This is a genomic window from Parageobacillus caldoxylosilyticus NBRC 107762, assembly GCF_000632715.1.
Classification (GTDB): domain Bacteria; phylum Bacillota; class Bacilli; order Bacillales; family Anoxybacillaceae; genus Saccharococcus; species Saccharococcus caldoxylosilyticus.
Genome location: NZ_BAWO01000034.1, coordinates 37,099 through 57,221 on the forward strand (window position 1 = coordinate 37,099; position 20,123 = coordinate 57,221).

Annotated in this window: 22 protein-coding genes; 5 read left to right on the forward strand and 17 right to left on the reverse strand. The window is 46.2% G+C overall.

Annotated features, from left to right (window positions below):
* Positions 1-8: 8 nt before the first annotated feature.
* The 7 genes from GCA01S_RS10855 to paaK form a co-directional block, all read right to left on the reverse strand.
* Complete coding sequence (locus GCA01S_RS10855; RefSeq protein WP_042409885.1) at positions 9-785, reverse strand: enoyl-CoA hydratase/isomerase family protein; 777 nt, start codon at positions 783-785, stop codon at positions 9-11.
* Positions 778-1,089: an EthD family reductase gene (locus GCA01S_RS10860; protein WP_017435995.1), complete on the reverse strand. Its 312-nt coding sequence runs from the start codon at positions 1,087-1,089 to the stop codon at positions 778-780. Before GCA01S_RS10860 ends, GCA01S_RS10855 begins: the two co-directional genes overlap by 8 nt.
* Positions 1,090-1,120: 31 nt before the next feature.
* The gene (gene paaD, locus GCA01S_RS10865) at positions 1,121-1,615 is read right to left on the reverse strand and encodes a 1,2-phenylacetyl-CoA epoxidase subunit PaaD (protein ID WP_042409888.1); all 495 of its coding nucleotides are present in this window, start codon (positions 1,613-1,615) and stop codon (positions 1,121-1,123) included.
* A 30-nt stretch (positions 1,616-1,645) separates the two neighbouring features.
* Positions 1,646-2,488 (reverse strand): 1,2-phenylacetyl-CoA epoxidase subunit PaaC, encoded by an 843-nt coding sequence (paaC, locus tag GCA01S_RS10870; RefSeq protein ID WP_042409891.1) that lies wholly within the window; start codon positions 2,486-2,488, stop codon positions 1,646-1,648.
* Entirely contained in the window at positions 2,464-2,817 is a 354-nt protein-coding gene (gene paaB / locus GCA01S_RS10875) for a 1,2-phenylacetyl-CoA epoxidase subunit PaaB (RefSeq protein WP_017435998.1), read from the reverse strand. The genes paaC and paaB overlap by 25 nt, the downstream gene beginning before the upstream one ends.
* A 19-nt stretch (positions 2,818-2,836) precedes the next feature.
* Positions 2,837-3,805, reverse strand: a complete 969-nt coding sequence (paaA, locus tag GCA01S_RS10880) for a 1,2-phenylacetyl-CoA epoxidase subunit PaaA (RefSeq protein WP_042409893.1) — start codon at positions 3,803-3,805, stop codon at positions 2,837-2,839.
* 91 nt (positions 3,806-3,896) lie between these two features.
* Positions 3,897-5,222 (reverse strand): phenylacetate--CoA ligase PaaK, encoded by a 1,326-nt coding sequence (paaK, locus tag GCA01S_RS10885; protein ID WP_042409895.1) that lies wholly within the window; start codon positions 5,220-5,222, stop codon positions 3,897-3,899.
* 258 nt (positions 5,223-5,480) lie between these two features.
* On the opposite strand from paaK, the gene GCA01S_RS21320 reads away from it, so the two are divergent.
* A complete protein-coding gene (locus GCA01S_RS21320; protein ID WP_369492342.1) occupies positions 5,481-5,564 on the forward strand; it encodes a hypothetical protein in 84 nt (27 codons plus the stop codon).
* Between the two features lie 236 nt (positions 5,565-5,800).
* Here the strand turns inward: GCA01S_RS21320 and paaI are convergent, their stop codons facing one another.
* The 4 genes from paaI to ilvD all read right to left on the reverse strand — a co-directional run bounded on the left by paaI (position 5,801) and on the right by ilvD (position 11,494).
* Positions 5,801-6,202: a hydroxyphenylacetyl-CoA thioesterase PaaI gene (paaI, locus tag GCA01S_RS10890; RefSeq protein ID WP_017436001.1), complete on the reverse strand. Its 402-nt coding sequence runs from the start codon at positions 6,200-6,202 to the stop codon at positions 5,801-5,803.
* A 334-nt stretch (positions 6,203-6,536) separates the two neighbouring features.
* Positions 6,537-8,006, reverse strand: coding sequence for an aldehyde dehydrogenase family protein (locus GCA01S_RS10895; protein ID WP_042409898.1), 1,470 nt, complete (start codon positions 8,004-8,006; stop codon positions 6,537-6,539).
* 24 nt (positions 8,007-8,030) lie between these two features.
* The gene (locus tag GCA01S_RS10900) at positions 8,031-9,182 is read right to left on the reverse strand and encodes an iron-containing alcohol dehydrogenase (RefSeq protein ID WP_017436003.1); all 1,152 of its coding nucleotides are present in this window, start codon (positions 9,180-9,182) and stop codon (positions 8,031-8,033) included.
* A gap of 620 nt (positions 9,183-9,802) precedes the next feature.
* Entirely contained in the window at positions 9,803-11,494 is a 1,692-nt protein-coding gene (gene ilvD, locus GCA01S_RS10905) for a dihydroxy-acid dehydratase (protein WP_375781804.1), read from the reverse strand.
* Positions 11,495-11,682: 188 nt separating this feature from the next.
* On the opposite strand from ilvD, the gene GCA01S_RS10910 reads away from it, so the two are divergent.
* From GCA01S_RS10910 to GCA01S_RS10920, 3 genes are all read left to right on the forward strand, one after another.
* Complete coding sequence (locus GCA01S_RS10910) at positions 11,683-12,240, forward strand: VanZ family protein (protein ID WP_042409901.1); 558 nt, start codon at positions 11,683-11,685, stop codon at positions 12,238-12,240.
* Positions 12,241-12,566: 326 nt separating this feature from the next.
* Positions 12,567-13,691 (forward strand): glutamate 5-kinase, encoded by a 1,125-nt coding sequence (gene proB / locus GCA01S_RS10915; RefSeq protein WP_017436007.1) that lies wholly within the window; start codon positions 12,567-12,569, stop codon positions 13,689-13,691.
* A complete protein-coding gene (locus GCA01S_RS10920; protein WP_042409904.1) occupies positions 13,688-14,929 on the forward strand; it encodes a glutamate-5-semialdehyde dehydrogenase in 1,242 nt (413 codons plus the stop codon). Before proB ends, GCA01S_RS10920 begins: the two co-directional genes overlap by 4 nt.
* On the opposite strand, the gene GCA01S_RS20145 is transcribed toward GCA01S_RS10920, so the two are convergent.
* From GCA01S_RS20145 to GCA01S_RS10935, 4 genes are all read right to left on the reverse strand, one after another.
* Positions 14,880-15,095 (reverse strand): hypothetical protein, encoded by a 216-nt coding sequence (locus GCA01S_RS20145; RefSeq protein ID WP_155835571.1) that lies wholly within the window; start codon positions 15,093-15,095, stop codon positions 14,880-14,882. The genes GCA01S_RS10920 and GCA01S_RS20145 overlap by 50 nt on opposite strands.
* A gap of 205 nt (positions 15,096-15,300) precedes the next feature.
* Complete coding sequence (locus GCA01S_RS10925) at positions 15,301-15,723, reverse strand: GtrA family protein (RefSeq protein WP_042409920.1); 423 nt, start codon at positions 15,721-15,723, stop codon at positions 15,301-15,303.
* Complete coding sequence (locus tag GCA01S_RS10930) at positions 15,695-16,663, reverse strand: glycosyltransferase family 2 protein (protein ID WP_042409906.1); 969 nt, start codon at positions 16,661-16,663, stop codon at positions 15,695-15,697. The genes GCA01S_RS10925 and GCA01S_RS10930 overlap by 29 nt, the downstream gene beginning before the upstream one ends.
* Positions 16,664-16,676: 13 nt before the next feature.
* The gene (locus GCA01S_RS10935; RefSeq protein ID WP_042409909.1) at positions 16,677-18,689 is read right to left on the reverse strand and encodes a glycosyltransferase family 39 protein; all 2,013 of its coding nucleotides are present in this window, start codon (positions 18,687-18,689) and stop codon (positions 16,677-16,679) included.
* Between the two features lie 193 nt (positions 18,690-18,882).
* On the opposite strand from GCA01S_RS10935, the gene GCA01S_RS10940 reads away from it, so the two are divergent.
* Positions 18,883-19,197, forward strand: a complete 315-nt coding sequence (locus GCA01S_RS10940) for a hypothetical protein (protein WP_042409911.1) — start codon at positions 18,883-18,885, stop codon at positions 19,195-19,197.
* Between the two features lie 176 nt (positions 19,198-19,373).
* On the opposite strand, the gene GCA01S_RS10945 is transcribed toward GCA01S_RS10940, so the two are convergent.
* The gene (locus GCA01S_RS10945; protein ID WP_017436014.1) at positions 19,374-19,937 is read right to left on the reverse strand and encodes a shikimate kinase; all 564 of its coding nucleotides are present in this window, start codon (positions 19,935-19,937) and stop codon (positions 19,374-19,376) included.
* Positions 19,938-19,952: 15 nt separating this feature from the next.
* Positions 19,953-20,105: a hypothetical protein gene (locus GCA01S_RS19395; RefSeq protein WP_255212285.1), complete on the reverse strand. Its 153-nt coding sequence runs from the start codon at positions 20,103-20,105 to the stop codon at positions 19,953-19,955.
* Positions 20,106-20,123: the final 18 nt, after the last annotated feature.

Genomic DNA, 20,123 nt, shown 5'->3' on the forward strand with positions numbered 1-20,123 from the left:
CACCTCCTTTATCTTCCCTGAAAACGCGGCTCCCGTTTTTCGATAAATGCCGCCATTCCCTCTTTTTGGTCTTCGGTGGCAAAAAGAAGATAGAAATTTTTCCGCTCAAACTGCATGCCTTCATAGAGCGGGTAATCGACCGCCTTATTCACGGCTTCCTTAATAAGGCGAAGCGATAAAGGAGGTTTTGCGGCCAATTTTCGCGCCAACCGCATCGTTTCTTCAAGCAATAACTCAGGGGCAACGACGCGATTGACAATCCCTAGCGCATGCGCTTCCTTTGCCGACATGCGCTCGCCCGTCCACAGCCACTCGAGCGCTTTTGTTTTGCCGATGAGTTTCGTCAGGCGCTGCGTTCCTCCCGCGCCTGGCATCACGCCGATATTGACTTCCGGAAATCCAAATTCCGCCGTCTCTGCAGCAACAATCAAATCGCAGCTAAGGGCAAGCTCAAATCCTCCCCCTAACGCAAACCCGTTGACGGCGGCAATCATCGGCTTTTTAATGAGAGCGAGGCGGTCCCATTCGGCAAATTGATTCAATAATTCGAGTTTAATCGGATCATCGCCCGCCATCTCGTCAATGTCCGCTCCGGCCGCAAACGCGCGCCCGCTTCCCGTAAGGACAATGACGCGCACCCCGTCATTGCGGTCATACGCCTCTAGCGCGGAAACAATTTCGGTAACCATCTGCCGGTTTAATGCGTTCAATACATCGGGACGATAGAGCTCAACAACGGCAATTTCGTCTTCGACACGCGTGCGGATATAGGCAAACTTAGTCATTTTCCACTTCCTCGCCAACCATCAATGTGACGATATCGCCGGCAAAGGACATTAAGTCTTTGGCGGACGCTTTCGCTTCGCTAGTCTTCATTGCTTCCTTAAACGCCTCATAGCTGTCATAGTACATTTCGCATAATAAGTAATATTCGCTCTCCCCTCCCATCGGCGTTCCGGTAATTTTCGTCACTTTCATGTTGCGAAGCCCTGGGATTTTCGCCGTAATCGGCACATGTGTCTGAAAATAATGCTCGTCAAATTTTTCTTTATCTTGCGGTTGTTTGTAAAGGGCAATCATTTTTACCATCGTCCTCTTCTCCTTTTCTATTTAAATTTTTTCACATCCATGTCGAAACCGGTTTCATCGTTTCAAATGGATTTTTGCATTGCTTGCAGTAAAAAATGCTGCGGCAGGCGGTCGGACCGAATAAGTTTTCCATCACCGTCAAGGCGGATCCGCAATATGGGCACTCGACATGCCACTCGCCGTTTGGGCCGATTTGCCGCGGCGGCGGCGCGATGCCAAATTCTTTTAACTTTTCCCGTCCCTTCTCTGTAATTCGGTCAGATGTCCATGGTGGATGGCGGATAAATTCTACATTAACGTGCTCGATTCCTTCTAACCGCAAAAGAGTCTGTTCGACACGTTGTCGAATAATATCGAGTGCCGGGCAGCCAATAAATGTCGGAAGTAGTTTGACTGTAACTTTGCCGTGTTGCACCTGAACGTCTTCGACCATCCCTAAATCTATGACACTGACCGAATCAATTTCAGGATCTTTGACGGAATCTAATGTTTCTATAATTCTTTCTACCGCAAGATTGAAGGTCATGTTACCCCTTCTTTCTGAGAAACTTGTAGATTACCACGCTGTCAGAGGGTCGAGGCGATATACTTCCGACAATGTCATAATCGCTTCGTCTAAATCTGCCGTATGTTCCCCATTTCGTCCATTGCCTCGTTTCATGCCGAACTCGCTTGGCAAATCGAGGTTTACTTCTTCAAAAATCGGTTTCATCGCTTGAACCCAACGTTGTTTTAACGTCTCTTCGCTTTCGATAAGTCCAAATTCTACCATTCTATCTCCTTTCGCTCCGAGCGTCAACACGCCGCCAAAATCTTCAAATACTTTCGCAACCGCATTTTTCATACGTTCGCGGGCCTCTCCTTGAGCATTCGTAAGCTGAATGAACCATGTTCTCCAATGCATGAGATGGTAATAAAGTTCCATGTTGATTTTAACAGCAACTTGAGCGAGTGGTTCATACGAACTATGCTTCAACGAGTCGATGCGCACTTTTTTCGCCTGCGTGTAAAAATAATGGCGAACAACCGCAAACGCCCAATCATAGCGGGGCTCGTGCAAATAATGACCAGGTCCGTTTACCTCCTCGAGCAAAACTGCGTTTCGGCGTTCGGACGATGGACGTTGGTGCGCCAAATCATCCGCTTTTCCAATACCAATGTCTTCTAGCAGTTGATAATACATCGCCGCATGCCCCATCGTATCTTGATTGATGGAAGAAAACGCGATATCTTCTTCAATATGCGGCGCAAGTCCAAGCCATTCCGAACCGCGGTAAGAAAGGATAAAATCGTCATCCGCAAGCTGGAACAACAGCTCGACAAGCGCTTCCTTATATTCAGGATGTTGATGAAGTTCCTCTGGTTTCGTGATTTTCATCGCCTGATCTCGCCTTTCCATGAAAAAATCTCTTTTTCATCGAGCATTTGCTGTTCGTATTGACGCCATTTCTTTTTCAAGTACCCGTACCCTTTTGTAGTACGATAGTCTTTATTATCGAGCCGCTGCAACGATGTTTTTTCTTCTTCCGTCATCATGCGGATATCGGAGCGTTTCACGACCCATATATCGGACACCGGCTCACGCCGCATAAAATTTTCCTGCGCCATCACCAGCGCGATTTCGTGGTTTGGGGCAAGCAGGCTAAATTGATGCTGGAGCGGTGCCGTGTCATTTTTCCTGCTAAATACCTCAAACACTTGATAAAAGCCTTTTGCGCCATCACTCATTGCTAAATCCCTCCACTTTTCACACTGCTGCTGATTGGCCGCTTAACGCTTCACGAACCCAAGCATTATGGTAGTAAGATAATTCGCGAAGGCGAAGCCGCTCTTTTGATTTTGGCCCGTTGTTGCGGATGATTTCTTTAAATTTGTTCCAATCCGGCTGTTTGTAAATCCACTTTCCTTGCTTTTCATCAAAATGCATTGTTTCATCTGGAAGCTTTAGCCCAAGCGCCAAAATGCGCGGCACATATTTTGTAAAGAAATCTTGGCGCAATTGTTCATTTGTTTTCGTACGAATGCGGTATTTAATCGTAATGTCTTGTTTGGACGCACCTGTCGTCTCCGAGCTTGCCGGACCGAAGAACATCAGCAGCGCTTCCCACCAGCGATTTAATGCGTCTTGCAGCATCTCTTTCTGCTCCTTCGTTCCTTCGGCAAGAGCCAAAATGATCGATTCGCCGTGCTGGGCGTGAAACACTTCTTCGGCACAAATCCGCTTTAGCGCCCGCGCATACGGTCCGTAAGACGCATCAAGCATATTGGTCTGTGTAATGATCGCTGCCCCGTCGACGAGCCAGCCGATTAAACCGGCGTCCGCCCAGGTCGGCGCAGGCATATGGAACACGTTATGAAACTTTAAATCCCCTTTGAACAAATCTTGCATAATTTCCTCGCGCGTTTTTCCAAGCGGGGCCATTAAGTCTTCGGCAACGCGAAGCAGAAGCTGGCCGTGCCCCATTTCATCCTGCACTTTCGCCATAATGCCAAGCTTTCTTCTTAGCGAAGGAGCTTTCGGAACCCATTCCTTCTCCGGAAGCGCTCCCATAATTTCGCTAATAGCATGCATCGCAATAAGCTTAATTAACGTCATGCGATAGTCTTCCGGCATCCAATCGTCTGCTTCAATTTTTTCCCCCGCTTCAATTCTTTGCATAAACCGCTCATACTTTTCCTCTTCCGATAACCGCCTAAACGATGTGACAACAGGCATTTTTCTTTGCCTCCCATTTTTATATAACGTTTTTCTAACGTCATTATAAAATAACGTTATAAATATTGCAACTATAAAATTATTAATTTTCTCATAATAATGCCTTTTCTTTGCGACGGTCTACGACACGGACCGCTTTTCCTTCCGAACGAGGAAGCGATCTAGGCGGATGCACATGAACATCTATCGATACAAGGAGATTCGTTTTCAACAGATACTGTATTTCCTTTACTAAGGAATGAACGCGTTCATCGTGAAGATTTCCGCCGACTTCCTGGTAGAAGCGGTCACAAACTTCGACTTGCAACTCCACGACATCCAGTGTTCCTTTGCGGAAAAGATGCAGCTGATAATGAGGGGCAAGTTCCGGTACCGTCAATAAATGATGCTCAATTTCCGACGGGAAGACGTTGACGCCGCGGATGATGAGCATATCGTCGACACGGCCTTTTATTCTTGACATTCTGATTGTCGTCCGGCCACAGATACATCGTTCTTTTGTAATCGAAGCGACGTCACCCGTGCGATAGCGAATGACTGGAAACGCTTCTTTTGTCAGACTCGTAAAGACAAGTTCTCCTTCTTCCCCTTCTTCGACCGGTTCCAGTGTTTTCGGATTGATCACCTCGACGAAGAAATGGTCTTCCGCTACATGCAGGCCGTTTTGTGCCTCATGGCACTCCATGGCGACGCCAGGTCCGATGACTTCGCTCAATCCATAAATATCGCACGCTTTAATCGCAAACTCCTCTTCCAACGCTCTCCGCATTTCCTCCGACCACGGTTCCGCTCCAAAAATTCCGTATTTCAGCGATGTTTTGCGCGGATCTTTGCCGAGCTCTTTCATCCGTTCAGCGATGTTTAGCACATAGGAAGGAGTACCGCAAATAATATCTGGCTGGAAGTCTTCAATGATCATGATTTGCCGGTCCGTATTTCCTCCCGACACCGGGACGGTTACCGCGCCTAACCGTTCGCTTCCGTAATGAAGTCCAAGCCCGCCGGTAAACAACCCGTATCCGTAGGCGTTATGCACAATATGCCCCGGTTCTCCGCCAGCAATGGTAATCGCGCGCGCCACCACATCTGCCCAATGATCAATGTCGTTTTTCGTATACGCCACTACCGTCGGCTTTCCGCTCGTTCCACTCGAGGCGTGAACGCGGATGCAATCTTGGATTCTAACGGCAAGCATCCCAAACGGATAATGGTCCCGCAAATCTTTTTTCGTTGTAAATGGCAGCTTCTTCACATCATCCAGCGTGCGAATATGCTCCGGTTTTACGCCATTTTCGTCCAGCTTTTGGCGATAAAATGGCACATGCTCGTATACCCGCTTGACCGTTTGTTGCAGCCTCTCAAGCTGCAACGCTTCCATTTCCGCTCTCGAAGCCGTTTCAATGCGATGCAAAATCATGCTCCCATCTCCTTTTTAAATCGCTTTCATTAATATTTTAAAAAAGCAAATATATATCACGTTTATATAACGTAATACATATTTATCATCATACTTAAGTTAAAAATATCGCTAATATTCTAAATTGTCAACTATTATTTTATTGCTTTTATGCAAAAAAGAGGCCCTTGGATAGGATGTTACTAGGAATCTGCTTGGGAGGAGATTTTTTATGGCCACTCCTAAAAATGGCGAACCCTGTTGTAGGAGGCAGAGCATATCCATTTTTACAATCACCGTCGCTCTCAAGAAAAACGAAACGGCCTTTTCCCGATTAAATATCGTGAAAAGACCGCAACTTAGCAATCTCATTGGAACGTCTGATTCTGCCTGCTCCCCAAATGGAGTGACATTCCGTGCTGCACCAGGCTGCTGGAGCACGTCTGATTATCGTATCCAAGATGCGAAATTAGAAGCGACCTCTGTTCGCTTTCCTAGTATTTCCTGCCATCATTTGGACATCTTGTCTGCTCCAGGCAAAACCTTGGCTTCTTTTAAACATTTTGCGGAACTGGGTTTCATTTTCCCTTCCTTGGCGTTTATGGAACGAGTTTGTCTTTCTTCCGATATACCATTCCTTCGGCCAAAGCAATTAACTCTCCTTTGTCATTCAACACCTCGATTCGATATACCCCGAGACGGTTCGGTTTTGTTTCCTCGCGCGCGATCGCCACCAACCTATCACCTATTTCGCTGGCTTGCATATAATACATGGTCATCGCGATGCCAACCGCCGCTTGATTATGAGAGTTGCTAGCACAAGCAAAAGCCACGTCAGCCAAAGAAAAAATAGCTCCTCCATTGGTACTGCCGTGAAAGTTCAGCAAATGTTCCTTTACTTCCATTGATACTTTGGCATATCCTTCTTCGACATCTTCAATAGTGATCCCTAAATAATTAGCAAAAGGATCTTCCTTCATTTTTTCCATCAAACCGCCCATCTTCCCACCCCTAATTACTTTTTTATCAATAGTTCTTTTCATTGAGCCTCATGGATGATGTACTGCATCACTTTCTCTTATTTCTGAAAGGATAACTGCTTCAATATCTGCTTTTCTTCTGATCAGTACGAAAACGATATCATCACACATTAAGTTATATGATATAACGTTTCTATAACGAGGCAGATATTATTTTTAAACCAAAAAATATATAGAATATTAAAAATTGTCAACCGTTATTTTATTGCTTTTACATGAAAAAGAAGAATTTCAAAAATAATGGTCTTTCCTAAATCGAAGAACATGGAAAGACCTTAAACGAGTAATGGTTATTTTATAAGCCATACCAATTAAATTTCTCTTGACTTAAATCCACCCACACATGTTTTGTTTGTGTATACATGTTCATTGCTTCTATACCAAGCTCACGTCCAAATCCGCTTTGTTTCATTCCGCCAAATGGGGCGGCGCTGTCTAGCATACTAAACGTATTCACATACACTGTTCCCGCTTTCAATCCGCGTGCCATTCGATGGGCGCGGACTAAATTTGTTGTCCATACACCTGATGCTAATCCGTAAATACTTTCGTTTGCCTTTTTCAATGCATCTTCTTCGTCTTTAAAACGAATAATGGATACAACAGGACCAAAGATTTCTTCCCTTGCTATCGTCATATTGTTGTCAACGTCCGCAAATACGGTCGGAGTATAATAGAATCCATTGCCACACTCTTCATTTCGCTTACCTCCTGTTACAAGTGTGGCACCTTCTTGCTTGCCAATTTGAACATACCTTTCAATGATATTTAACTGCTCTTCGGATACTTGCGGACCCATCTGTGTATTCGGGTCAAGCGGATGGCCGACGCGGATTGACTCTGCTTTGCGGGCAAACTCTTCGACGAAACGGTCGTAAATAGTTTCTTGTACAAACAGCCTTGAACCTGCCGCACACACTTGCCCTTGCGCGAAGTAAATGCCAAATAATGACCCGCTAATTGCCGCATCAATATCAGCATCATCAAACACGATATTTGGGGATTTTCCTCCTAATTCCAGAGAAATCGGCTTTAAATGTTTACTTGCTGCCTGCATAATAAGCCTTCCTGTTGCCGTTGAACCGGTAAATGCGATTTTGTCCACATCTGGATGAGAAGCAAGTGCAGCCCCTGCCGTAGGGCCGTAACCGTTCACCACATTAATGACACCGTCTGGAATACCGGCTTCCTGCAACAATCTTGCTAATTCTAGTACACTAATCGGTGTTTGTTCTGCCGGTTTGATCACAATCGTATTCCCTGCTGCCAGTGCCGGCGCCAATTTCCACATTGTCAGCATGATCGGGAAATTCCACGGAACAATGGCACCGACTACTCCAACTGGCTCACGGAGCGTATAATTAAAACGATTTGCCGGAGACGCAAGCGTATCCCCCTGAATTTTGTTTGCCATTCCCGCGTAAAATTCAAGTACATCAATGGCAGCTGGAATGGCGATCAGCTTTGTTTCATTAATCGTGAGTCCGTTGTCATTTGATTCCACTTCTGCTAAATAATCAACATTCTCCCATAGTTTTTGGGCAGCTCGATATAATAACCGGCCGCGTTCGCTTGGAGACATCGAAGCCCATGGACCCGATTCAAATGCTTTGCGGGCCGCTTTTACCGCCAAATCAACATCCGCTGCATCCCCTTCTGCGATGATTCCGTTAATTTCTTTCGTTGCCGGATTAATCGACGTAAACGTTTTTCCAGAAACAGAATCTACCCATTTTCCGTCAATAAACAACTGATACTTTTTCATCCTCTTCCCCCTTTAACCATAGATTTAGTAAGCGATTTCAAGAATACGTAAAACATCTTCCTTTGTTGCCTCTCGCGGATTAAATAAAATCGCAATTTCTTTTAACGTATCTTCTGCGAGTCTATCAAATTGTTCTTTTCTAACACCTAATTCCCGTAAAGTAGGAATATCGATTCTTTTAGACAATTCTTTAACTGCATCAATTGCACATTGAGCAGATTCTTTAATAGATAAACCTTGTACATTAAGCCCCATAGCAATAGCAATGTCTTTGTATTTTTTCGCAACATTTTCGCATTCCGCATTAAACTCCATTACATAAGGCAAACAGCAAGCGTTCGCCACACCGTGAGCTAACCCGCAATGAACGCTAAGCGGGTGGGCAATCGCATGAACTAATCCGAGCACCGCAGAATTAAAAGCGTATCCAGCCAACATGCTTCCGAGAAGCATATTTGTTCGGGCTTCTTTATTTGTTCCATTTTTATAAGCTTCTTCAAGGTTATGGAAAATAAGTTCAACCGCTTTTAACGCATTAATATCACTTGGAATGGAGGCGGCTTTTGAAACGTACGCTTCAATAGCATGAGTCAAAGCATCCATCCCAGTGGCAGCTGTAACCGCAGGCGGAAGCCCAATAGTTAGTTCAGGATCTAGCAAAGCAATAGTTGCCCCACAATTTTGCCCGCCAATAACCATCTTTTTTAGACCTGTCGTATCGGTAATCACAGTAAATGCTGTCACTTCACTGCCCGTACCTGCTGTAGTTGGAACTGCAATGAGAGGTTTTGTCGGATTTTTTACAAGGTTTAATCCATCATATTGATGAATAGGCCTTGGATTTGTTAGCAAAATATTGATAGCTTTCGCGCAATCAATTGTGCTCCCGCCACCAACTGCAACGATAGCATCCACCTGTTCATTTTTCGCTAATTTCGCCCCTTCTTCCACGATGGTATCTGGTGGATTTGGAAGTACTTTATCAAAAACAACAACATCCGCTTCCACATTACTTAATAGATGATGAACATGATCTATAATACCTGCTGCTTTCACACCGCTATCATACACTAATAGGATCTTTTTCGCGTCAAATTGCGCTAAAACTTCTGGAAGTTTTTGAATACTTCCCTCCCCAAATATTGCTTGGCTTGGGATTCCAAATTGAAATTGCATATAAAAACCTCCTTTAATGTTTCTTGTTCTTTTATTCGCAAATAGTATTCCATCATTAAGATCCATAATGTATTAAAATTACATAATTCTAAAAATTTCGCCTCCTTTTATTTAAAAATTCAAAAAATATACCATGTAAATATATATTTATATCAACATGGAATCCTACCATATTAGCAACAACATATTGCAATTGATAAAATTAACAAATAGTATTTAATTTACAGCTCAATACCTTCATTTCTTGCAGATGTATCAATGTAATGTAAAATCATTTTTCCTCCTTCTTGTTTCTATAACACATAATCCTTAATCAAAAAATCATAAATATCTATTACGTTTATAAAACGTTATATGTATTTATCATTATATACAAACTAAAAATAGCATTAATATTCAAAATTGTCAATTATTTTTTTACCTTTACGTGAAAAAGAAAAATAATCATCTTTTTCTAAATTGAAGAACATGCAAATATCTTTTTTATTGGGATTATTAATCTAATATCCCTGCTATACTTCTATCACGTACAGTTTTAAGCACTGTCTTTTTATTTTCCCAATAAAAAGACCTGTTCACTTCGGTCGCAAAACCGTTGAACAGGCCTTTGGACAAGACTGTTAAATTTTCATAATCCCGCCCGTGCTTGCGGAAGTAACGAGCTTCGAGTAGCGCGCGAGATAACCGGTTTTCACTTTTGGTTCAAACCCTTTCCAGTTCGCTTTCCGTTTTTCCCATTCTTCGTCCGAAAGCTTCACGTTAATCGTTCTGTTCGTAATGTCGATTTCAATGATGTCCCCGTCTTCGATAAAGGCAATCGGGCCGCCTTCCGCCGCTTCCGGAGAAACGTGGCCAACGGATAAACCGCGCGAGGCCCCCGAGAACCGTCCGTCCGTCACGAGCGCGACTTTCGTGCCAAGCCCCATGCCGACGATTTGCGAAGTTGGCGCGAGCATTTCCGGCATTCCCGGTCCGCCTTTTGGCCCTTCATAGCGGATGACGACGACATGGCCTGGTTTTACTTTCCCGCTTGCGATCCCTTCGAGCGCCTCTTCTTGCGAATCAAATACGATCGCCGGCCCTTCGTGGCGCGTAATGCCGTCTTGCACGCCGCCTGTTTTAATGATCGCGCCATCCGGAGCGAGATTGCCGAACAATACGGCAAGTCCGCCTGTTTCGGAATACGGATTGTCAATTGGGCGGATGACGTTATAGTCTTTGACTTCACAGCCGGCGATGTTTTCCCCAAGCGTCTTTCCGGTCACGGTCAACGTATCGAGATGCAGCGTTCCTTCTTTTTTCGCTAATTCATGTAATACGGCCGATACGCCGCCCGCTTCGTGCAAATCTTCAATATGCACATCGGAAGCTGGCGCCAGTTTGGCAAGATGCGGCACGCGTGCGGCGATTTCGTTAATTCGTTCGAGCGAATAGTTGATGCCTGCTTCGTTCGCAATCGCCAGCGTATGTAATACGGTGTTCGTCGAGCCGCCAAGCGCCATATCAAGCGCAAACGCGTTGTCAATCGCTTTTTCTGTGACAATATCACGCGGTTTAATGTCATGCTCGATCAAATACATCAATTGTTTGGCCGATTGGCGGACCAATTCTTTCCGGGCCGGATCTACCGCTAAAATCGTGCCGTTTCCTGGCAACGCAAGCCCTAACGCTTCCGCCAAGCAGTTCATCGAGTTCGCCGTAAACATTCCCGAACAGGAGCCGCACGTCGGACAGCCGTATTTTTCTAATTCCAGCAATCCTTTTTCATCAATTTTCCCTGCCTGATAGGCGCCGACCCCTTCAAATACGGAAGAAAGCGAAATTTTGCGCCCATCGCTCGTCACGCCCGCCTTCATCGGCCCGCCGCTGACGAAAATCGTCGGGATGTTTAGCCGCATCGCTGCCATCATCATGCCCGGCGTAATTTTGTCACAGTTTGGGATGCATACCATTCCGTCAAACCAATGGGCAGAAATGACCGTTTCGATCGAATCGGCGATAAGTTCGCGGCTTGGCAGCGAATAGCGCATGCCGATATGCCCCATCGCGATTCCGTCATCCACGCCGATCGTATTCATTTCAAACGGAACCCCGCCCGCTTCGCGAATCGCTTCTTTGACAAGTTTCCCGAACTCCTGTAAATGAACGTGTCCCGGAATAATATCAATATACGAGTTCACCACGGCGATAAACGGCTTGTCAAAATCTTCTTCCTTTACTCCTGCCGCGCGCAGCAAACTGCGGTGCGGCGCCCGGTCAAATCCTTTTTTGATCATATTGCTGCGAAGTTCTCTCAATCTGAATCCCTCCATTAGCAGTTTTGTAGGCTCGATGTTTTTAGTATTGTACCATTTTTTTAAATAAAATGACAATTACATTTATTTCGATAAAAGCAATCATCGCTTTCATCTATCATTTTGTCAAAATTGGAAACTGCTTGAATTCTTGCAAGATCATATATTACAATTCCAATATAATGGAAATAGAGGGAGAGTTTATTATGTTCGATTTTGCTGTGCCATTGATTGGGTTTGTGGTCATTTGGGCATTATTTCGCGGTATTGTGTACATATGGAAACGGACTTTTTCTATCAAACACGAAATCATCCATGGATTATTCGCTTTTTCCCTCGCATTTATATATAGTGTAACGATTTTCCCATTTCCGTTTTATGCATATCCGCACTTGCAAGGGGAAACGTATGTCGGCATCAATCTCATTCCATTTGCGAGCATCCGGCAGTCGCTTCACCATTTTTATTGGCTCGTTCCCGTGCGAAACATTGGCGGCAATATTGCGTTGTTTATACCGTTTGGTTTTTTTGCTTCTTGCTATTCTTCTACCCTTCGGCCGAAAACCATCGTTATCGTTGGATTTCTTCTTTCCTTATGTATTGAGATCGTCCAATTGTTTTTCGTTCCGTTTCGCTCGTTTGATATCGATGACATTCTTTTAAACACGTTCGGAACAGCAATCGGAGTGTTATTGTTTCGCCTATTAGACCAGCTGATGGCAAAGCCGTTACGCGCTAAACAAAGCAATTACTCTAGCAAATAACAAAGTGAAGAAAAACCCCTTGACAATCTGCTGATTTGTATGGATAATTTCTAACAAATCGTTGATACGGAAAACGGTACGGGACTAGTAAATCGATGGAACGTGCAAGAGAGTGGAACTCGTAGGCTGGAAGGTTCCTCACGGGAAGTCGATTGAACCTGCCCTACAAAGGCCGCTTATGCAAACATAAGCCGTCCGCCCTCGTTACGGGCCAAGAGGTGGGCGCATGTCGCGCCAAAAAAGGTGGTACCGCGGAACGCTTTTTCCGTCCTTTTACAAGGAAGGGAAAAAGCGTTTTTTATTAGCAGGCAGAAAGGAGGATACGTATGAAAAAGCAGCGAGTCGTCGTGAAAATCGGAAGCAGTTCATTAACGGACGCGAAAGGCGTTCTTTGCCACGAAAAACTTTTCGACCATGTCGAAGCGATCGCCTATATGAAACAATTAGGCCACGAAGTCATTTTGATTACATCGGGTGCGGTCGCTGCCGGATTTGGACCGCTCGGCTATCCGTCCCGGCCAACGACCACCGCGGGAAAACAAGCAGCGGCAGCGGTCGGGCAAGGGCTGCTGATGCAAGGCTATATTTCCGCGTTTAAACAGTTCGGTATTACGACCGGACAAATTTTATTAACAAGAGAAGACTTTTATAGCCGCGAACGGTTTCATAATTTATTTTCCACCATCACCACATTGCTGGAATGCGGAGTTTTGCCGATCATTAACGAAAACGACTCCGTGTCCGTCGAGGAATTGACATTTGGCGACAACGATATGCTTTCCGCCCTTGTCAGCGGCTTTTTGCACGCGGATGCGCTCATTATCTTAACCGATATTAACGGGTTGTATGATGATAATCCGAGAACAAATCCAAAGGCGAAAAAATACGCGTTTCTTCCGAATATTACCGATGAAATGATTGAAGCGGCGGGCGGCAGCGGCTCTGCGGTCGGAACCGGCGGCATGAAATCAAAGCTTCTCGCCGCGCAAAAAGCGTTATCGTTTGGGGTAAGCGTGTTTGTCGGAACGGGTACAGGGAAAGAAAAACTTTTCGACATTTTGGAAGGAAAAGGAGACGGGACGTATATCGGCTCACCGTTCCACGGACATATGCAAATGCGCAAGCAATGGATTGCTTATCACGCACCTGTGGCTGGGAAAATCGAAATTGACGAAGGAGCGGAAACCGCCCTATTGCAGCGTGGAAAAAGCTTGCTGCCCGCCGGTGTTACCGCCGTGTATGGCACGTTTTCCGCCATGGATGTCGTTGAAGTCGTCAACCGAAAAGGAGCCGTCATCGGCCGCGGCCAAGTGTATTACTCCTCTGGCGATTTAGAACAAGTCAAAGGCCTTGCCAGCAATGAGGCAAGAAAATATTCGATTAACCATCGCCCTGAAGTGATCCACCGCGATAATTGGGTATCATTACGAAAGGAGAGTGTTATCAAATGAACGAATTGCTTACCAAAGCCAAGCGGCTGCAACAAGTAGCGAAAACGTTAGCCCTCCTGTCAGCGGAAGAAAAAAACGAAGCGTTAGCACGCATCGCCGAAGCGCTGATAAAACAAAAAGAATGGATTTTGCAAGAAAACGAAAAAGACGTTGCGCTCGGAAAAGAACAAGGACTTTCTCCTGCCTTAATCGACCGGTTGCAGCTAACCAGCGAACGAATCGACCAAATCGTCGACGGCGTCCGCCAAGTTGCGGGGCTTCCTGACCCAATCGGCGAAATCGTCGAAGAATGGACGCGGCCAAATGGACTGCGCATTCAAACGGTGCGCGTGCCGCTTGGCGTCATCGGCATGGTGTACGAAGCGCGGCCAAACGTCACCGTCGATGCCGCCAGCCTTTGCTTAAAAACGGGAAACGCCGTCTTATTGCGCGGCAGCTCCTCCGCGCTTCATTCGAACAAAGCACTCGTTTACGTCATGAAAGAGGCGCTTCGCGATACCGCCGTCCCTGCCGATGCCATCCAGCTTCTCGAAGACACCAGCCGGGAGGCGGCCCAGCAAATGTTTCGTTTAAACGGCTACTTAGACGTATTAATTCCGCGCGGCGGGGCAGGGCTGATTCGCTCCGTCATCGAAAACGCCACCGTGCCGGTGCTGGAGACCGGTGTCGGCAACTGCCATATTTTTATCGATGAATCGGCGCAAAAACAAATGGCAATCGATATTGTATTGAACGCGAAATTGCAGCGTCCATCCGTTTGTAATGCGGTGGAAACGGTGTTAATCCATCAAAACTGGCCGTATATCAGCGAACTCATCGAAACGCTTCATGCGCGCGGCGTCGAGCTGCGCGGCGATTCGCGACTTGCTTCATCGTATTCCTTTATCCAGCAGGCTACCAAAGCCGACTGGAGCACCGAATATTTGGCGCCGATTTTAGCCGTTAAACTCGTGCAAGACATCAAAGAAGCGGTCGACCATATTAACCGTTACGGCACGAAGCATTCGGAAGCGATTATTTCCGAACAAAACGACAACGTCCGCTTCTTTTTCCAAGCGATTGACGCCGCCGTGCTTTACCATAACGCCTCAACCCGCTTCACCGACGGCGAACAGTTTGGCTACGGAGCGGAAATCGGCATTAGCACACAGAAGCTCCACGCCCGCGGCCCGATGGGATTGCGCGCGATCACGACGACCAAATCGCTCGTCTACGGCACGGGGCAAATCCGCTCTTAACACGGAAAAAGCCGAATCCAACGCGATGGATTCGGCTTTGACTCTGCCATTTTGACGTTCGCATAAGCCGCAAGGCCACATGCCCAATGACGGCAAGCGGGAAAATAACCATCGTATCAGGATGATCAATCATACTTCCAGCCGTTGCGGCAATGCCAACGATCATATTATAATTTCCCCATCATTCCCGTCAGTTTTTCTTGATCACGAATGCACCGCTAATGGTATCCGGACAAGTAACCACATATATTTTTCCCAAACAAAAATACATTTGCATGGTGCTTTTCCTTTTTGTCTTTGTTCATCCGATTTGGAATATCAAACGCCTAACTAATAGAACATTGATGTACGAGAAACTTTGTACACCCATGTTAGGAATGGGACGGTTTCGAGGCAAACACCCAAAAGCGGCTGCCGGCAAAATTGACAGCAATTCCTCCCAACGTCGCGATCAGTTTTCCGGCAAACAGCGGCCAGTGCCCAACGTCCCGGCAGAGAAAAAGCAGAAGAAGCGTCACCGCCAGCGACAGCACATTGACGATCATAAAACGCAAAAACTCTCCGATGTTCGCTTTTTGTTTCACTTGAAACGTCCACATCCGGTTCCATACATAGCTGTTGACCACGCCGGCGGTATAAGAGCATACTTGCGCCAATAGCGCAGTAACACCAAACGAGGTAAGAAGAAAAAAGACAATAAAGTCCACGAACGTATTTCCGACCCCGACAAGGCAAAAGCGCCATAACATTCGCATGTTTTCTCGTTCATTCCATATAAAACGGTACTTTTTCATATTCATATTTTGTTCCGACTCCCCATGTATCTTTGACGATATATAGCGGGCGCTGCTTTACTTCATCATAGATACGGCCGATATATTCTCCCATCATGCCAAGCATCATAAACATAACGCCGTTGCACAATAAGGTCGCCATGAAAAGCGACGCCCATCCCGCCACCGTCGAATGCGTAAATAGCTTTAAATATAAAGTGATGATGATGCCAATCACGCTTGAGGCAGAAAGGAAAAAGCCTAACAAACTGGCGAACTTCAATGGTTTATACGAAAACGAAGTGATTCCGTCGAGCGAAAAGCGAATCATTTTCTTGAGCGGATACTTCGTCTCCCCGGCAAACCGCTCCTCCCGCTCATATTCCACGGCTGTCTGCTTGAATCCGACCCAGCTTACGAGCCCACGGACAAAGCGGCTCCGCTCTCTCATATAGACTAACTGATCGCGCACTTTCCGGTCAATAAGGCGGAAATCGCCGGTATCAACAGGAATGTCGATTTCGGTCGCCGCCCGCAGCACCCGGTAAAACAGATAGGCGGTAACCTTTTTAAACATCGTTTCTCCTTTTCGTTTCACGCGCTTCGCATAAACAACGTCATACCCTTCTTTCCATTTGTCAATCATGTCTAAAATTAATTCAGGCGGATCTTGCAAATCGGCGTCAATAATGACGATCGCTTTTCCCGCCGCATAATCCATTCCAGCCGTAATCGCGATTTGGTGGCCAAAGTTGCGGGAAAAATCTACATATTTGACCGTTTCGTCTTTCACGGCAAGTTCTTTTAAAATGTCGATGGTTTCATCTTCGCTGCCGTCGTTGACAAACAACAGTTCATACGGCCCATCGGTTTGTTCCATCACGCGCTTTAGCCGGCGGTACGTTTCGCGAATGACAAGCGCCTCATTATAGACCGGAATCACTATGGAATACTTTACCATACATCAACCCCTCCTATCCTTCATATTTGTAAAGCTTCACACCGCGCTCCATCGGCGACGGCATTCCATTCCGTTCGCTCCGGCGCGCCGCTGTTGCCGCATTCGTTTGCCACTCCGCTTGCGGCACTTCTTGACAATGCGTCTGAATCCACTGAATCAGCTCGCTGTTTCCTTCGCCGCCTCCGCCAAATCCGGAGATAAGAAAATATTTCACTTCGCCATTTCTCACCATTTTCGCTAATTGTTCCGTTGTCAGCACCGGATCCGTCCCTAAAAATCCGCCCATCGCCATGACTGCTTTATCCGTCTTTAGCATCAGCTCGGCCGCCGTATTAGCGCGGATAGTTGCCGCCAAATATTTTTCCCCGTTATAATGCTTTTCCAGATAAGCAAGCAAATCCGCATGGACTTCTCTTTCCTCCCTATCTCCGAAAACGCGCTGTCCGTATTCGTTTGGACGCTTTAAATCCGGTCCGGCGTACGGAAGCGTGCTATTGCCTCCATACAATAGCGGGGTGAGCGACCAATAAAACGGCATGACAAGAAGTCCAAACAAGCTGGCTATTTTCAAATAGCGCGCCGCTTTCCTTTGCTGGCGAAATGCGATGAGAAAACAAAACATGGCCAGTCCATAGAGCGCAATCGACAGCGGCCAAATGCTTGATAATGAAGAGCTGTATTGAAATACAATATACGATTCGAACAAAAGCGTCATAAGCAGCGCGCATGGAAACAGCCATTGCCAAAAGCCGCTCTGTTCCTTGTAAAACTGCCACAAAAGCTCGCTTCCGACCGCGACCAGCACAGCGATCGCCGGCGCCATCATGCTTAAATAATAACGGTGATAAAATCCGGCTACGCTAAAAAACACGGCCATCGGCACGAGCCAGGCGAACCAAAACAGCATAAATTGATGAAACGGCGTGAACGCCCGCTGCCGGCGGATCGACGCGAACAACCCAATCGCGGCAAACAGCACAAACGGCAGAAGCCAGCTGATTTGTCCGGCTAACTGTTGCTGAAATAGGCGGAACAAACCTGGATCTCCCGTCTCTCCTTTTCCGATTCCCCCCATTCCGCCAGGAGGCCGCCCGTCGTTCGGGAAATTTGGCCGGCTATGTAGCGGATCGTTTGGATGATCAGAAAGCGATGAAGGAGAAGATTCGTTTGCGGAACGATTCGTTGGTCCATTTCCACCTTGTAATACAATATCGCCGTGCATGGCCCGCTTCCCGCCCGGCCCCGCCGCTCCTGTTAAACGGTCGATCCCATTATAGCCAAGCGCCAGCTCGAGCACCGAATTCGTTTGACTGCTGCCGATATACGGACGTTTATCTTTCGGAATCGCGTCGACGATGACCGCATAGGAAAGCGAAACAGCCAAGACGACGACCGTAGCGGCCGTTAAATGCCAAAGCCGCTTTTTCCAGGACGCTTTTCCTGCCAGCCAATAGAACAAATAAAACGCCGGCAGCACCATATACGCCTGCAGCATTTTCATGTTAAAGCCCACGCCCACGAGCGCAAAGCTAACGAGCAGCCACGAAACCCGCTGTTTCCGTACGGCTTTCATCAATGCCCATGACGCCGCCAACAAGGTGAAAATTAAGATCGCATCAATATTGTTCGTGCGCGCCACCGCCACAAAAATAGGGGTACAAGCGAAAATCAGACTCGACCATCTAGCGGCCGCCTTGCCGGCAAATGGCCTGACAATAAAATAAATCAGCAGCGTCGAACCGACGCCAGCGAGCGCTTCCGGAAGCAGGACACCCCAGTCGCTTACACCAAAGATGGCCACGCTTAACGCTTGAAACCATAACGCGACAGGCGGCTTGTCAACGGTAATAAATCCTTCTGGATCAAGCGATGCGAAGAAAAACGCCTTCCAGTTCGCCGTCATGCTTTTCGCCGCCGCGGTATAATATACATTTGACCCTGCATTGCCGATATGATAGAAATTGAAAAAAATAGATAGAAGGACAATGACAAGCAGCCATCCATCCACCCGCCTGATCGATTTCATCTTCCTTCCCACTCCCTTTCTTGATTCGCCACCTCTTCTTTTACGTGTTTCCAACATACAACAGGACGGTGAAAATTGAGTGAAAAAGCTCATTCGCCGCATACGCTGATTCGAGTTACATACCAACATATCAAAATAAAAATAGATGTTCCTTTTCTACTTTGCTTTTATAGGAGAAGGAGGAGGGGAGAGAATGGAACAAGAAGCCATGCTAAAAGAAATTTTGAAGGCATTGGAACTGCATTCTGGCCATATTCATGCAGAAATTCAACAAATGAGCAGCCAGCTTAGAGCGGAAATGCAAGAGGTGGGTAACCAACTTAGAACAGAAATGCGAGAGATGGTCGGAAAACTAGAAGAAAAAATGGATAAGCGATTTAATCAGTTGGAAACAAAAGTAGACAGCCTGCGCATCGAACTGTCAGAAACACAGGAAACGGTCGATTTTCTCTCAAGCAAAACGCTCCAGCATGAACGGAAAATCCGCGAGTTATATCGGCAGCAATAATCTTTTTACTTCCTCTCCCGTTGTCTGCCTATCTATTTTTCCCATAAAAAAACAAGCCCGCCATTTGCGGACTCGCCGTTTCTCATTACAATAAATAAGCTGTTCGATCTTTAATTAAGCCGTCTGTCTGTACAACAGCTACCGCTCAGCGGAATCGCATGGGAACAAACTCGCTGTTACTCATTTGGTTCGTACACTTCCCATGTCCATTTGATCGATTCCACGATTTCGTTTGCTACTGTTTCCGGATCAAGGTTGTTCGTTAACACACGGGAATTGTGGATGGAGTAGGCGTTTCTTCGCTGGAAAAATAATTGTTCGATTTCCTCTAATGTTTTATTCTTTAGCACAGGACGATTATCGACAATTAACGGAAGGCGCTCTTTCCAACACTCCCATGACAAATCTAAAAAGAAGACAATACAATGGGATAAACAAGCGTTTCTTACTTCCTCTTGCAAATACGCGCCTCCCCCGAGGGAAAGAATTTTTAAGCGGGTGTTCGTGCAAAGATCAACGATCAGTTCCCTCTCCACTTTTCGAAAATAGTCTTCTCCCATTTGTTCAAAAATGGCCGGAATCGACATTTGATGCCGTTTCTCGATTTCCTGATCTACATCAATAAAGTCACGATACAGCTTTTTCGCTACAAGCTGGCCAATCGTTGTTTTTCCTACTCCCATAAAACCGATTAACACTATATTTCTTTCCCGAAGCGGAATGTTACAATATGTCCCCATATCAGCGCCCTTCCTTTAAAACAGATCATGAAAATGAGATGAACTCGACTGCCGCACGACAAGCTCCGGCTGTAAAATAAGCCGTTTCGGTTCACTTATTTCGCCTGTCATGCGTTGATGCAAAATATCAGCCGCATGAATGCCGATTTTTTCAGGAAACGCCGCAATCGTGGTTAAAGGAGCATT